The sequence below is a fragment of the Nocardia sp. NBC_01327 genome (assembly GCF_035958815.1).
Classification (GTDB): domain Bacteria; phylum Actinomycetota; class Actinomycetes; order Mycobacteriales; family Mycobacteriaceae; genus Nocardia.
In genome coordinates this window covers 8,738,950-8,753,391 of the sequence record NZ_CP108383.1, presented here as the reverse complement: position 1 = coordinate 8,753,391, position 14,442 = coordinate 8,738,950, and the positions used below count along the sequence as shown (strand labels likewise).

Annotated in this window: 13 protein-coding genes; 5 read left to right on the top strand and 8 right to left on the bottom strand. The window is 65.7% G+C overall.

What is annotated here, in order from left to right; all coding sequences use genetic code 11:
- The first annotated feature begins 52 nt into the window (after window positions 1–52).
- Complete coding sequence (locus OG326_RS40260; RefSeq protein ID WP_327142334.1) at window positions 53–271, top strand: MbtH family protein; 219 nt, start codon at window positions 53–55, stop codon at window positions 269–271.
- Between the two features lie 90 nt (window positions 272–361).
- The gene (locus OG326_RS40255; protein WP_327142333.1) at window positions 362–490 is read left to right on the top strand and encodes a hypothetical protein; all 129 of its coding nucleotides are present in this window, start codon (window positions 362–364) and stop codon (window positions 488–490) included.
- A gap of 635 nt (window positions 491–1,125) precedes the next feature.
- On the opposite strand, the gene OG326_RS43120 is transcribed toward OG326_RS40255, so the two are convergent.
- The 4 genes from OG326_RS43120 to OG326_RS40240 form a co-directional block, all read right to left on the bottom strand.
- Window positions 1,126–1,452 (bottom strand): endonuclease domain-containing protein, encoded by a 327-nt coding sequence (locus OG326_RS43120; protein WP_442791098.1) that lies wholly within the window; start codon window positions 1,450–1,452, stop codon window positions 1,126–1,128.
- Window positions 1,453–2,103: 651 nt separating this feature from the next.
- Window positions 2,104–2,496 (bottom strand): DUF397 domain-containing protein, encoded by a 393-nt coding sequence (locus tag OG326_RS40250; protein WP_327142332.1) that lies wholly within the window; start codon window positions 2,494–2,496, stop codon window positions 2,104–2,106.
- On the bottom strand, window positions 2,387–2,737 hold the full coding sequence (locus tag OG326_RS40245; RefSeq protein ID WP_327142331.1) for a DUF397 domain-containing protein: 351 nt from the start codon (window positions 2,735–2,737) through the stop codon (window positions 2,387–2,389). The genes OG326_RS40250 and OG326_RS40245 overlap by 110 nt, the downstream gene beginning before the upstream one ends.
- On the bottom strand, window positions 2,734–3,606 hold the full coding sequence (locus tag OG326_RS40240; RefSeq protein WP_327142330.1) for a Scr1 family TA system antitoxin-like transcriptional regulator: 873 nt from the start codon (window positions 3,604–3,606) through the stop codon (window positions 2,734–2,736). The genes OG326_RS40245 and OG326_RS40240 overlap by 4 nt, the downstream gene beginning before the upstream one ends.
- A 201-nt stretch (window positions 3,607–3,807) precedes the next feature.
- On the opposite strand from OG326_RS40240, the gene OG326_RS40235 reads away from it, so the two are divergent.
- Window positions 3,808–4,290 (top strand): DUF4254 domain-containing protein, encoded by a 483-nt coding sequence (locus tag OG326_RS40235; protein ID WP_327142329.1) that lies wholly within the window; start codon window positions 3,808–3,810, stop codon window positions 4,288–4,290.
- 332 nt (window positions 4,291–4,622) lie between these two features.
- Here OG326_RS40235 and OG326_RS40230 read toward each other — a convergent pair whose 3' ends face one another.
- Window positions 4,623–7,943 carry a BTAD domain-containing putative transcriptional regulator gene (locus OG326_RS40230; RefSeq protein ID WP_327142328.1) on the bottom strand — a complete coding sequence of 1,107 codons (3,321 nt, stop codon included), beginning with the start codon at window positions 7,941–7,943 and terminating at the stop codon, window positions 4,623–4,625.
- Window positions 7,944–8,224: 281 nt separating this feature from the next.
- Here OG326_RS40230 and OG326_RS40225 point away from each other — a divergent pair, with 281 nt between their 5' ends.
- A complete protein-coding gene (locus OG326_RS40225; RefSeq protein WP_327142327.1) occupies window positions 8,225–8,431 on the top strand; it encodes a hypothetical protein in 207 nt (68 codons plus the stop codon).
- Here the strand turns inward: OG326_RS40225 and OG326_RS40220 are convergent.
- Window positions 8,400–11,702: a BTAD domain-containing putative transcriptional regulator gene (locus OG326_RS40220; RefSeq protein WP_327142326.1), complete on the bottom strand. Its 3,303-nt coding sequence runs from the start codon at window positions 11,700–11,702 to the stop codon at window positions 8,400–8,402. The two genes, OG326_RS40225 and OG326_RS40220, sit on opposite strands and share 32 nt — an antisense overlap.
- A gap of 375 nt (window positions 11,703–12,077) precedes the next feature.
- On the opposite strand from OG326_RS40220, the gene OG326_RS40215 reads away from it, so the two are divergent.
- Window positions 12,078–12,356, top strand: coding sequence for a hypothetical protein (locus OG326_RS40215; protein ID WP_327142325.1), 279 nt, complete (start codon window positions 12,078–12,080; stop codon window positions 12,354–12,356).
- Between the two features lie 80 nt (window positions 12,357–12,436).
- Here the strand turns inward: OG326_RS40215 and OG326_RS40210 are convergent, their stop codons facing one another.
- Together OG326_RS40210 and OG326_RS40205 are read right to left on the bottom strand one after the other, a co-directional pair.
- Window positions 12,437–13,669 carry a TetR/AcrR family transcriptional regulator gene (locus OG326_RS40210; protein WP_327142324.1) on the bottom strand — a complete coding sequence of 411 codons (1,233 nt, stop codon included), beginning with the start codon at window positions 13,667–13,669 and terminating at the stop codon, window positions 12,437–12,439.
- A 77-nt stretch (window positions 13,670–13,746) separates the two neighbouring features.
- Window positions 13,747–14,436 carry a hypothetical protein gene (locus OG326_RS40205; RefSeq protein WP_327142323.1) on the bottom strand — a complete coding sequence of 230 codons (690 nt, stop codon included), beginning with the start codon at window positions 14,434–14,436 and terminating at the stop codon, window positions 13,747–13,749.
- Window positions 14,437–14,442: the final 6 nt, after the last annotated feature.

Genomic DNA, 14,442 nt, shown 5'->3' with positions numbered 1-14,442 from the left:
CAGACCGATTTCCCCCCGATCCGAACTCCCACGGTAAGAAAGGTTTTCGAGAATGAGCAATCCATTCGACGATGAAGACGCTCAGTTCTATGTGCTGGTCAACGAGGAGGCCCAGCACTCGCTGTGGCCGGTGTTCGCGACCATCCCCGGCGGCTGGACCATCGCGCACGGCCCGGCTCCGCGCTGGGCCTGCCTGGAGTACGTCGAGTCGCACTGGACGGATATGCGTCCGAAATCACTCGCGGACTTCATGGCCAGTGAAGCCGAATAGCCACTGACCCGAAAGACTTTGCGGCACAATACAGCCCGCAACACCGACCCGGGGCGCATCAGCACCCCGTCAGAAAGGGAAAAAGAACACATGAAGGTCACCCGTACCACCACTCCGCCGACCACGGACCCCACCGGCGGCGTCGACATCGCCGGCATTCTCGCGACGGTGCTGAAGTTCCTGAGCAGCGGTTCCACCGCCAGCTACACCCCGCACTAGTCGCTTCCGTTCCAAGCAACACTTCTCGAAAGGATCAACATGCCTACCAGTACCGGCAGCGGCGCCCTCGACATCCTGGCCGCCATCGCTCACCTGATCACCTCGGGTTCGTCGACCTCGATCATCCAGCCGACCCCCGGCGTCTAGGAGTCCCCCATGGATAGCGGAAGTGCGATCAACAACTTCCTCCTCCTGATTGCCAAGGTCCTGGGAACCGGTTCTTCGGTCACCTACCCCCCGCAAGCCTGAGGACGTGAGGCTGCCAAAGCGCCGATACGCCCCAGCAGCCACACAATCCACCTGAATAAGCGCCGCGGCGTGCCGTCCACCACTTCCTGCCGGACCGGCACGCCGCGGCGTCCCAGATAACCCAATTATGGCAGCGCCACCGCGAATCCTCCGCAAAAGCCCCACCCAAACAAATGGAATACACATGTTTCATATAGTTATTCCGTAAAATCCCCACTCCCCGAACATTTTTCGCAACCCCACCCACCGCACCCGACAATCGCCCCCGCCCCTGCCACACCCTCGGTCACGTTTGACACCGCCCACTCACCGCCGCAGCCCCGGTCGCGTACGGCGGCGCCCACCTCACCGCTGCCTACCTCGCGGTCGTGTACGGCAGCGCCCCCTCACCGCCGCCTACCCCGGTCGTGTATGACAGCGACCACCTCATCAGCGGACCGCTCCAGCTGTTGGTAGATATCGGCCGCCGCATACCGCAGCACCAACCACCCTTGCAGCACCAACCAATTCTGTCGCTGCCGATCCCGCCGGAATGCCGCCGCCCCACTGTGGAATTCCCGCCCATCGATCTCGACAATCGTCCGCGACCGCCTATGCACGAAGTCGCACACATAAGGCCCGACAGAATGATTGGCCAACAGCCGCACCCGCCGCTGCGCAACCGCCCTGGCGAATAGCCGCTCCGGCTCAGACAACGCATTGGTCGCAGCCATCCAAACCTGCCGCCGCAACCCCGGCGCCCCCACCCCACCCCCATCGCACAACTCGAGCACCGCATCCCGCTCGACGGTCTTCCCCAAGTGCAAGTCGACCAACTCGTCCGCCGCCGACTCCGGCAGCACCCCAAGGCAATCCATCAGAGTCCGCGCAGCCGACGTAACCGCCACCCCCCAAGCCTCATGCACATCCCTGCCCGGCAGATCCCGCCGATACAGCGTGACCCACTCCGGCACGACCCGATGCACACCTCCAGGAATGGTCGCCTCGAAAACCACAGGCTCAGGCAACATCTCCCACAACCACCCCGCAGTCCGATGACTCAGCACGGCGCCCGGAATCCAAGCAACAACAGCAGCGCAGCGTGCCAGTGAAGTCACCCTGCCGACGCAGTAAACCCCCGGCAGTACCCGCGTATACATCCCCGCCCGACACCGATCGTCCAATGTGGACGCCGACATCCCCGAACCGATCAACTCCCTGCGAGTCCACACCCCATGAAAACCCATACACAGCAGTCTCTTCGCCGCTGGCGACACCCACCGCACCCACCGCCGCCGAATGTGGACACCTGTGGATAACTCTGCCCCTGTGGAAAACCGGCCTCACCGGTCAAACACCGCCCTACAACGGCAATAATTGCCGCCCTACCTCGATCTTTGACCGCGTAGGCCGGGCAACACCAACGTGGCATCAACGGCCATCCGCAGAAACACATCCCACTCCTGCAGCGGAACCGCAACGACCGGCTGACGTGCTGGGTCATTCGCCGGATCCCGCAGGTACTTGCTGTCCCGAATCAGTACTGAGCAACCAGAGAACTTGACCTCGACGCAGTTTCCGCCGCCGCCGTCGCCGCTGAAACTGCTTTTTCGCCAGGTCGTACGTCGTGACGCGTCCAGAGTTGGCCGAACCGAGCTGAGACTGCTCTCACGCACAGACGAACTCGCCCGCCCGTATACCGTCGCAGAACGCCGCCCATTCAACGCGTGTGTACCGCAAGGCAATTCCCTCGAATCGGAGCGACACCCCCAGATCATCCTGCTCGACCGTGGGAAGTCCGCTGGGACCGTCGATTTCACCAACTGCCTTCTGCAAGAAGGTGTCCCAGATCCGCAGCGGAACAGCGATGAACGGCTGATCGGCCGGGTTATTCGCGGGATCTCGCTGGTACTTGCTGTCCCGGATCAGCACTTTGTCAGTGGCCCACCGAACCTCGACGCAGCTCTGGCTGGCATTGGAGTATGACGATTTCACCCAACCTCCAGCGATGGAACTCATGCCCGCGATTCTAGTTCGCGAGCTGATCGTCTGATCAGGTTCAGCGAGCTCTCCTGGTCAAGTGCGATCGACTGCACCTGGCCGAATGCGTAGGACAGTTCGCGGATCCGTATGTCGTTGTCGGTGGTCTCTCCGGCGACTGCGGACTCCTGCCAGGCGAGGGTCGGCAGCCGGGTGTTCTCGAAATCGAGCAGGTGAAAGGTCGCCCCGCCGAGGGCATTACCTTCGCGGCACGAGAAGGGTATGACACGAACGTCGAGGGTGTCCGGATGCTGCTGGATGAGCTGTGCGATGTGATCGAGCTGTTGTCGCAGGACCTCGGGTCCGCCGGTCTCATGTACCAGGGCGGCCTGTCCGATCACCGCGATCAAGCGGATCGGATCGTCGCCGCCGAGCCGCTGCTGTCGCAACATCCGAACAGCGACCCGCTGATCTACCTCCGCCGGCCGAACGCTACCGACGGCTGAGGCGATGATCGCCCGCGCATAAGGTTCGGCCTGCAAAAGTCCAGGAAATACGACTGTTTCGTATGTCTGGATCGTTTGGGCGCCGTGCTCGAGCCCGATAAGTCGCAATTGGTCGGCCCCGAACAGTCCCGAATAGTGTGACCACCACGCCCGCTGCCTGGCCACGACCCGGAGCTGCAATAGCTCTCGCTTCTCGTCGTCGTCGAACTCCAGCCAGTGCAGCAGGACTCGAAGCTTGTCCTCCGACAGTAGATTTCGCTCACCTTCGATATGGGACCAGTAGCCGCTGGAGATGCGCAGCTTCTTGGCGATAGCGGCCGGGCCGATATCGAGCTCCAACCGTCGCTCCCGCAGTCGGAGCATGAGTTCCCAGCGCGCGACGATCGGTGAGGAAGGTGCCACCGTCGGATCCTCTCACTCGGAGCTGGGTTGATGCAGCGTCCAGTGCCTTGTAGCAGTCGGCTGTCCATTGACTTCTAAGTAATAGAAAATCTACTATGTGATGACCGCCACATCTAGTGCCAGTCGCAGCGTCAGCCGGGAATCGGTGATCGTCACTGGCAGCAGTGGTTCCGCAATGTTCGTACGAGCGGGGTGGTCGTAGTGACTCAATTGCCCTCGAAGGAAACGGTTCTCGCGGCTTGCGCGGGTACGGTGCCGGATCCGCATCCCATGCTGTTGGCGGCGTACGAGCTAGCTGGTCTACATGAAGCGCGATTGGTTGCCGGTCATGACGAGGTCTGTGAGATCGACTGTCGTCGAGCGATTTTGGTGCACGGCATCGATTGCTATGTGGCGCGATCGGTAACACCGGCGCTCGGTGCGGCGTTCATGCACACCGAAACTGTTGGTGCGGTGGTGGATCGGCTCGCCGAGTTCTCGGTGTCCGCTTTCGCCGCGTTGCGGCAGGACATCGAGCAGAGGCAACAGCATTACGCCTGGCAGCGACTGGCCGAGTTGTCTCTCGGGTATATGGACCTCGCTTTCGAGATCGGCACCGGTCGGCGTCGGGTGCCGGACTGCTGTAGGGCATCGACGCCGAGTGGGGCTACTGCGAAATCTGCCGCAGGGCAGGATATTTCATGACCGGCCTGGTACTTCCCTTCGTGCTGGGCCTTGCGGCGGGCGGCCTCGGGGTGTGGACCCTTGGATTGCTCGGTGCCAGTGAGCAATCTGTTGATTCGTGGGGGCGGGGACAGTGTCGGACTGTGGCGAGCATCTGCGACAGGCTCGAACGTGAGGAGTGTGGTCGGGCCGGAGGTGGGGCGAATCATCGTGCGCCGGTGGGTGGCATTCACAGGCGCCCGGGAGCGCGACATCGGGCGAAACCGGCCTGAGCGGTCAAAGATCGCCCCACTGCGGCAATAATTGCCGCCCCACGTCATTCTTTGACCGCTCAGGCCGGGGAGTCGCTTCGTTCAGTGTGCGACGACTGTGGTGCGCCGGCGGTAGCCCATGGGGTCGAGGCGGGGTGGTTGCAGGTCGGCGAGTTCGGTTCGGGTGCGGTTGGTGAGGCGTTCGGAGTTTTCCTGGTGGGTTGCTGCTCGTTCGAAGTCGCCCTGGGACATGGCGAGCATGGCCAGGACGGTGTCGGTGGTGCCGCAGACGGCGCCGGTGCCTTCCAGGCCGAGGAATGTTCCGGCGTAGGGGGCGAGTTGGCGGTACAGGGATTCGAAGTCTTCGGTGAGGCCGAGTCCGAGCGCCACGTAGGCGCGAATTCCGTACTCGGCTTGTGGAAAGAGGGTGGGGCGGATGGGGGTGAACTCTCGGTAGAGCTCTTCGGCTCTGTCGTGTTGTCCCGCTGCGAGTAACGCCAATGCGTAGAACGGTCCGCCGTAACCTGGCGCCTGCGTGTATACCTCGCGCATTTGCTCCTGCAATCCGGCCAGATCGCCACTGGCCCACGCCTGTGAGAGGGCGATGGCGGAGCGGGGGCCGCCGCTGCGGAGGAACCCGAGTTGGGCGAGCCGTTCGTCGAATTCCGTGTAGAGCCGATCCGCTCCGTCGATATCACCGCGCAGCAGCGCGAACGGTGCGGCAATGCAGCCGAGCATGAGAATCAGCTGCGGCAGTAGGGCGTCGGTGACAACCCCTAGAGCAAGTTCGGCTTGTCTGCACGCCTCGGGCAGATCCACCCGGCCGAGCGCGCAGCGGAACAGGCCGTAATGACCGAGTGCCCGATACTGATCCAGCTCGGCGCGCTCGGCCACCTCCAGCAATTCCTCCACGAGCGCCAGATCCTCGCTGGAGACGAACCGGACCAGGGCCACGGCATTGATCGCCGCGCAGAGCAGCTCCGGATCGTCACACCCGCGCGCCAGTGCCAAAGCCGCCACCGCATATCGATGGCTGAGCCCCGAATCACGGTAATCCCCAGCGGTTTCGATGGCGGCGGCGACCAGCAGTCGAACGCGGTCGGCATCGTCGATATCGCCCGTCAGGCAGCTGTCAATGGCCCGCACCAGCCGCTCCTGCGGATCGAAGCCCTGCAGCGCCGGATACATGATCGGCGCCCGCCAGCAGGTGAGCGTCCGCACCAGCAGCGGCTGATCACCGAGCGCCTGCGCGAGCTCGATCGCCCGATCCCGGACATCGCGCGCTTCGAACCAGCGGCACTGGTAGGCAAGGGCATTCACCAGCGCGAGATGAGCGTCGATCAGCGCGACCCGCACACTGCGCTCGGCGTGGACCGCGGTATGCCCGGCCAGTTCGCGCAATTCGATGACGGATCTCCACAGCCGCACGGTGTCGGCCGCCATGCCCCGCTCGGTATCGTGATGCGCGGCCGCCATCACGTATTCGATCGCCCGCACGGCTGTTTCCGGCCGCGCGCCGAGCGCGGCATGCCGGGCCAGCGTCTCCGGATCCCGCGCCAGCCCCGGAAAGTCCTCGACATTGCCGTCCAGCAATTCCAATGCCGCCCAGTGCAATCGCATCCGCCGCAACCGCGGAATCCCCAGATACACCGTGTCATGGATCAGCGCATGGTCGAAGGTGATACGCCCGGTGCGGTCGGTGCGCACCAGCGTGGCCGCCTCGGCCTCGGCGATCAGATCGATCACCTCGTCCTCGGAAATCCCGGCGGCCTGGCTCAATACCCGCAGATCGACGCCGTCACCCCAGATGGCGAGATGCGCCAGGGCACTGCCGACTTCGGGCGACAGCCGCCGCAGCCGAGTGGTGATCAGCTCCCGAATGGAATCGGGCACCTCCCCGGTCTCACCCGAACCATGCTGCGAGGCAAGCAGTTTAGCCATCTCCCGCACGAACAGCGGATTGCCGCCCGTCCGCCGGTGCAGCAATTCCAGTGCCTCCTGGGAGATCTCCCGCAATCCGGAACCCAGAGCCAGTTTCCGCGTGGCGGCCAGATCGAGCCCGCCGAGTTCCAGCCATTCCGCGGTGCAGTGGGTGAGCGCCGCCGCCGTGGCATGCAGCCCCTGCCCGGCCTCGGACCCGCGCAGCGTGATCACCATGAGCACCGGTTCGTCACGCAGCCAATTCACCACCTGCCGCAGCACCTGCAGGGTCGCGGTATCCGCGCGATGCGCGTCTTCGATGAGGATGACCACCGGCCCGGCCGCACTGCGCTGTTTACACAGACTCACTACAGTCCGCGCAATGGTGAATGCGTCACCCGCCGCCAGACTTTCGGAAGCCACCGGATCGAGCGCGTCGAGCACCTCCGCCCACGCCCATGCGGGCGGTGCGCCATCCACCTCGGGACATCCCCCACGCAGAAATGTCCACGATTCCGCACCGAGATCGGCGAGCGCGGATTCGGTGAGCGTGGTTTTTCCGGCGCCCGCCTCACCCGCGATCCACACCATTTGCAAGCGCTCCGTCGCCGCGATGGCGGCGGTTTCGCGCAGCACCGTGTGTTCCCGGACGTACCCGCTGTGCTCGGGAGTGCGCCGAATTCGAATGGACGGCGCGGGCCCGGGCGGCGTTTCCGCACCGGCGAGAGTTTCGGAGTGGCTGAGGATGGCCGCCTCCAACTCGCGCAGCGCCGGACTCGGATCGATTCCGTAGTGCTCGCCGAGAAATTCACGTGAGTGCCGCAGTGTGGACAGCGCCTGCGCCTGCTGCCCGATGCGGTATTGCGCCGTGGCGAGCAGCCGGGCGATTTCCTCGCGCTCGGGATGCTCATCGAGCAGGGTGCGCAGTTCGATGGTGACTTCGGTGGGCCGATTGAGATCGAGTTCGACGGCCGCGCGCATTTCGGCCGCCGTCAATCGCAGATCGGTGAGGCGATCGGCATCCTGTGCGGCCCACCCGAATGTGGTGAGCCCCTCGAACGCGGCGCCGTTCCAGCACCCCAGTGCGGCATCGAGGGCATTGCGCCGTTCGACCGGATCCGGTAGCCCGCCGGGCGCGCGCAACCGCTGCTCATAGGCGCGCATCAGCGCTTCGAATTGCCAGGCATCGACCGACTCGGGCGCGAGTTTGAGTGCGTAACCGGACGATTCGGACACCAAATACTGAGATCTGGCCCGCCGCGGCCGATCTGGTTCGATCAGCCGGCGCAGATTGTGAATGTGCACCTGCAGCACCGATGCGGCCGTCGGCGGCGGATTGCCCTCCCACAGATCGTCGATGAGCCGATCCGTGGCAGCCGAGCGCCCACCGGCGGCGACCAGCCGGGCCAGGACGGCCCGCAACATGGTCGCGCCCAATCCGACCGGTCGGTCGTCCACAATCAACTGAATTGGCCCGAGTACGCGTACCTGCGGTTCCGTCATGCTCCGCGACAACCTCCGAGCCGGTCTTCATCGAGCGGAAAGGGTTGTGAAACAGCGATTATTCCACCGGTTACCGGCCCGAATGACCTGAAATCACGGTTCGAATTAGACTCGCCGACCTCGGTTCGTTCATGGGCGAATGATTGGCAAATATATTCATGGGAAGAAACGTCCGAATCTGCCGCGAAAGTCCAAGTGTCCGTGGCGGTGATGACTTTCCGTGTACTCGCTGATCGATAGCTACGCAGTGTTGGCCCCCAAGCGAAGTGGAGAGGAACAGCATGAGCCGGAGCGAAAAGACCGAACCGAACACCGTAGGCCTCTACTGGGACCGTGACGGCGATATCTGGCAGCGTGAGGACGGCGGCTGGCGTCTCATCCTGCAAAGCGGTATCGCCGTGGATCCGGTCTCGGTGTGGGACTGGGACAGCGGCTGTGTGCGCGACTACGCGCCGTTCACGCCGATGTCGTCATTCGCGGCCGGCTGACCTCGAGGTCGATCACCGCCAGATCGGCGCGCATTCGTAAGAGCAGGGCTTCGGCACGGGCCCGATGGATAGCGGCTTTCTTCGTATTGCCCAGCGCTACCGCCAAATCGGCGAGCGTACTGTCCATCGGGCCGAGATGCAGGCACAGCCCGGTCTCGATGCCCGCGATGGTTTCGCTATGCCCCGCGAGTTGCTCGTACAGCCGGCGAATTTCCTCGCTGTCGCCGAACTCGATCGCCGCGTGCGCCCGCAGTACCGCGAATGTGGTCGGCCACACATACGGGAAGACCCGCGGATACCGGTCGTACACCGCGCGGGCGCGCGCCCGCCCACCCGCATGCAGCAGCGCCATGGTGTACACCGGCGCCGCGATTTCCGGCGCCACCTCGAACAGTTCGGTCACCGGTTCGATCAGTCCGGAAAGATCGCCCTTCGCCCAGGCCAGTGAGACCTCGCCCAGCAGCAGCACGCCCGCGGCGTCGGCGAGCCCGCGCTGCGCCAGCCGGGTGAAGCGCTCCTCGAAAGCTCGCCGCGCCGCGGGCAGATCGCCGCGCAGCATGGCCGCCTCGAACCCGAAAAGACCCAGCGCATCGAGAATCTGCTGGAGCTGACCGTCGGTGGCCTCCTCCAGCGCGAGCGCGGCATGGTCGGCCGCCGCCCGCAGATCGCTCTCGCACAGCGCGGCGCGATACAGCGAGTAGTGCGCGACGGCCCGGTACTCGCCGAGCCCCGCGGCCTCGGCGATCCGCAGAATCTCCTCGGCGGGTTCGCGCGGGCTGCCCTGCAGCAGCGCGAAGGTCTGGATATTGAGCGCCCAGCACAGCAATTCGGGCTCGTCGACGGCCCGTGCGAGCTGTACGGCCCGCTCGGCGGCGGCCCAGGTCTCCCCGGTCCGTGCCGCCACCGCGGTATCGAGGACGATGGACAGCAGTAACCGTGCCTGCGTCTCGCGGGGGAGCTCCGCCATGGCGACGGGACCGAGTATCTCGGTGAGATCGGGCGTGGGCGTGCCCGCTTCGACCAGCGTCCACATATTCGGCACCCGCCAGCTGGTCTGCGCGCGAATCAGCAGCTGCCGATCGTCCAGCCGCCGGGCCAGCGCTATGGCCCGCTGTCGTTCACCACGGGCATCGAGCAGCCGCCCCTGATAGGCCAGTGCATTGACCAGTTCGCAGTGCGCCTCCAGCACCATGGCCCGATCGCCGGATGCGGCGTGATCCCCGGTGTGCCCGGCCAATTCGTGCAGTTCGATCGCCGACTGCCACAGCCGCACGGTATCCGCCCGCATGGCGCGCTCGGTGCTGCGCGCGATGGCGGCCCGCACGTATTCGATGGCCCGGGACGCTGTTTCGGGCCCCGCGCCCAGAATCGCATGATGCGCCAGCATGTCCGGATCGCGGGCCAGGCCCGGATATCTGTCCTCGGACTCCTCCAACAGTTGCAGGGCGGCCCAATGCATTCGGACCCGCCGCAGCATGGGTATGCGCCGATAGACGGTGTCCTGGATGAGCGCATGATCGAAGGTGATGCGCCCGGTGCGGTCGGTGCGGACCAACCCGGCGGATTCGGCCGCGGCGATCAGATCGATGAGCTCCTCCTCGCTCACCCCTGCGGCCCGGCTGAGAATGCGCAGGTCCACGCCCTCGCCCCAGATGGCCAGCTGCTGCAGCGCGGTGATCACCGGATCCGGAAGATTGCCGAAGCGCTGATTGATCAGCTCCCGGATGGTGTCGGGCACCTCGTCCAGCACGACCTCGGACCCCTGGGCCGCAACCAGTTTCGCGATCTCCCGGATGAACAGCGGATTGCCGCCGGTGCGTCGGTGCAGCCGCGCCAGCGATTCGTCGGTCAGCGCGCCGAGTCCGGCCGCCCGGGCGACGGCCCGCGTGGTGGCCAGATCGAGCCCGGTCAGCTCCAGCCATGCCGCGGTGTGATGGGCCAGCGCGCCCGCGGTGGCGTGCAGTCCCGGACCGGCTTCGGCCCCGCGCAGGGTGATCAGAATGAGCACGGGTTCATCGCGCAACCAGTTCACCGTCTGCCGCAGCACCTGCAGGGTGGCGGTATCGGCGCGATGGGTGTCCTCGAGCAGGATGAGCACCGGCCCGGCCGCGGTGCGCTGCCGGCAGGCGCTGACCACCGTGCGGGCAATGGTGAAGGCATCGTCGGTCGCGAACAGATCCGGTTGCGCACCTTCGGTTTCGAGTCCGGCGCGGATTTCCGACCACGCCCACGCCGGAGGCGCCCCGTCCACTTCCGGACAGCCGCCGCGCACCGTGGTCCACCGCTGCGCGGCCAGCTCGGCGAGCACGGATTCGGCGAGGGTGGTCTTGCCTGCGCCGGGCGCACCGGCAACCCAGATCGTCTGCAGATGGCCACCGCGAACCTCCGCCGCCACCCGGAGCAGCGTGCCGCGCTCATTGCGGTAACCGCTGTAGGACGGCGCCTTTCGCACCGGCTTGATCAGCAGCGGCGGTGAAGTCACTGCCGGGGTGAGCATCTCGGCGTGGTCTAGAATGGCGATTTCCAATTCCCGCAGCGCCGGACCGGGATCGATGCCGTATTCCTCGCCGAGATACTCCCGCGTCCGCCGCAGTGTCGCCAGCGCCTGCGCCTGCTGCCCGGACCGGTACTGCGCCGTGGCGAGCAGACGGGCGCACTCCTCGCGCTCGGGGTGCTGATCGAAGAGCGCGCGCAGTTCCGCGGCGACCTCGGCCGGATGACCCAGATCGAGTTCCACCTGGGCGCGCCGCTCGGCGGTGGCGAGTTGTAATTCGCTGAGCCGGTTGGCTTCCCGTCCGGCCCACCCGAAGAGCGTGAGCCCCTCGTAGGGTGCGCCGTTCCAGCAGGCGAGCGCCGCATCGAGCAGTTCGCGCCGTTCCCTCGGGGCGGGCGGGTCGGCGTGATCGCGCAGTCGCTGATCGTAGTGCCGCAGCTGGGCTTCGAAATGCCAGGCGTCGACCGCCTCGGCATCGAGTTTCAGTGCGTAGCCGAGGGATTCGTTCACCACGTAGCGGGCGGCCGCCCGGCGCGGACGGTCGGGTTCGAAGTGCCTGCGCAGATTGTGGATGTGCACCTGCAGCACGGAGGCCGCGCTGGGCGGCGGTTTGCCCTCCCAGAGATCGTCGATGAGCTGATCGGCGGTGACGGCATGGCCGCCGGCGGCCACCAGGCGAGCGAGTACCGCCCGCAACATGGTGGCGCCCAGTCCGACCGGTCGGTCGTCGACGGTCAATCGAATCGGCCCGAGCACCTGCACGCGTGGCTGCGCCATGATCGTCGACACCCTTCCACACCGAATTGGTCGAGCCGGAATGTCTGTCACCTCGAACGTTGGCACACCGCGAGCAACCCGGGACTGAAATACCCGGCAATTTCAGGACTTTCACGGGTAGTGGCCCGACTGTTACAGTGACAGCAAATGTTTGGCGAATAAACTCGCACGAAAGTAGTGGCCGAATTCGCACGGAAGAGTCCCAGAAGTGGCGCGTTGAATACTTGTGTTCACCACGCCACGAAGGGAAATCCGATGGTCACCACTCGCGGTAACTGCCGAACAGCACAGAGTCACCGGTACGAGACGAAGCCGCCCGCTCCGCGCGGCGACCATCCGCAGTCCGTTGCTCGTAAGTTGCTGGGAGAAAACACAATGAACGATGAATTTGCCCCGACGTGGATGTGCGCGCCGACTACGGCTGCCGCCGCCAACGGAGACTCCGCCGGGCCCCGCGCGACCGAACCCCTCCTGGCCGGTCTGTACTGGGACCGGGACGGTGATATCTGGCAGCGGGAGGATGCCGGCTGGCGGCTGATCCTGCAGAGCGGGGTTTCCGTCGATCCGATCTCGGTATGGGGGTGGGACAGTGGACATGTGCGCGACTACGCGCCCTTCACCCCCGTGTCGTCATTCGCGACAGCCGACGGGTAGCAGTGCCCAATGCCCGTCCGGTTGTAGCGGGCCGGGCACGTAGCGTGCCCGGTCGCGACGGTGACCGGTTCCCTGAGTACTCAGGGTTCCGGCACCGCCGCTTCGATCACCCGTTCCGTGCCGAAGAGGGTGATCTCCATGAGCCGAATCACCCGCTCCTGCGGGCAGATTCGCTCATTGTCACCGAAGACGCGCCCCATATCGACGACCAGCCCGAAACCGGCGTGCACCAGAATCCGCGCCTCGCCCTCGGACAGCTCCGGGCGCACCGCCACCAGCAGGCGCACCCATTCGGCCACGATGAGCCGCTGCACATTGCGCAGCATGGTGCGTTCCTCGGGCGAAACATGGCCGAACTCCGCGTAATAGACGAAGGTCAGCTCGCGCTCGGCGAAGGAGCCCGCGACATAGAGATCGATGAGTTTGGTGAGCGCTTCGCCGGGCGCCGACGAGGACGCCACGGCCGGGCCGATCGCTCCCGACACCCGATCGGCCGCGCGCCGGAAGGCCGCCGCCAGCAGATCACCCTTGCTGCGGTAGTAGCGGTACACCGCGGAGGCCGCCGACAGATCGGCCGCCGTGGCAATGTCCTCCACACTCACATTGGGATAACCGCGCTGGTGGAACAGCTCCACCGCCTTCTTCAACAGCAGTTCGTGCTTGAACGACTGCGGGATCTCGGTGGCGCGCGGCGTCGTCGCGGCGGTGCCCGGCGGCGGCAGTTCGCCGTCGATGAGCGGACCGCAGGTCGAATGCAGCAGTGCGGTCAGCGGTTTCGCAGGCAGTGCGGCGTGATGGTCGCCGATGCTGCTGATCACGCTGAACAGCGCCACCGCCCGCAGCGCGCGCTCGTGTTCGTCGAGTTCCGGGCGCACATCCCCGATGAGCCCGCGCAGCACGCTCAGCGCCCTGGCGAACTGATCGGACAGCGTCTGGCGGTCGGTCTCGTCGAGATACCGCTGCTCCCAGCGCACCAGGGTGACGGTGGCGCGATTGGCGATGGTCTCGGCAATGATCTTGTCGAGCACACTCTCCAGTCGCGCGCGAGGAGTGAGCCCCTCGGACTCGTCCGGCGGCGTGACCGAATCCAGGGTGAGCTGCCCGAGCCGCAGCAGTTCCTCCCGGAACAGTGCGTACTTGCTCGGATAGTGCCGATAGAGCGCGGCCGAGGAGATGCCCAGGCGTGCGGCGATATCCTCCATGCTCACACCGTGGTAGCCGAGCGAGCCGAAAGCGGCCGCCGAGGTGGCGGCGATCTGGGCGCGCCGGTTCTTCGGGCGGCGGCGGATCACGCGCTGCTCCTCGACATTCATGTCGGCTATCGTAGCCACCAGGTCTTTTGTGTCCCTGCCGGGTTGGCGGCGGCCATCCGGCGGCAGCCGGTCCCGGGTCACGGCAGCGGCTGCTGCGACAGCGGAGAATTGACCTTGTTCACCAGCCAGCGATCGCCGTGCCGCTCCAGTCGCATGACCATGGACAGCTGGCCGGGCGCGGGCTTGTTCTGGGTACCCAGGCTGGTGATGGTCTGGCCGATCACCACAATGGCCTCCGCCGAATCCCGGTCCCCGGCCCGCACCGCGCACTGCACATCGGTCGCCTTCGATACCACCTGGCCCTGCGAGAGCACATCGCGCAGATCCTTGCTGGTCGAGTCGAACTGTTTGCGCCACTCACCGGTCGCCCCGTCGAGCACCGCGGTGAAATAGGCGTCGAGGTTCTTGGCGTCATAGGTGGCGAGCACCGGCGCGTACGCGCAGGCCGCGCTCTGCGCCGCCTGATGGGCGTCGAGTACATCCTGCTTGTCCCTGTTCTGGACGTAGAAGAACACGCTCGAGGCTACGGCCGCACCGGCGATAACCGCGACCGCCGCGCGGGCCGCGATGCGCCCGCCGCGTCCGAGGGCGGGCAGCCTCGGCAGCGCGAACCGCCGCTTCCGGCCCCTGATCGGCACTACATTCGAATCAGTCTCGGCGGCAACGGTTTCGGGCTCGCTGTCCGCCAGGGCGGCCTCGGACTCCACACTGTCGTCGGACTCCACACTGTCGGCGGAGGTCTCCTTGTCGAGGTCGATCTCGCTCATGGTCGT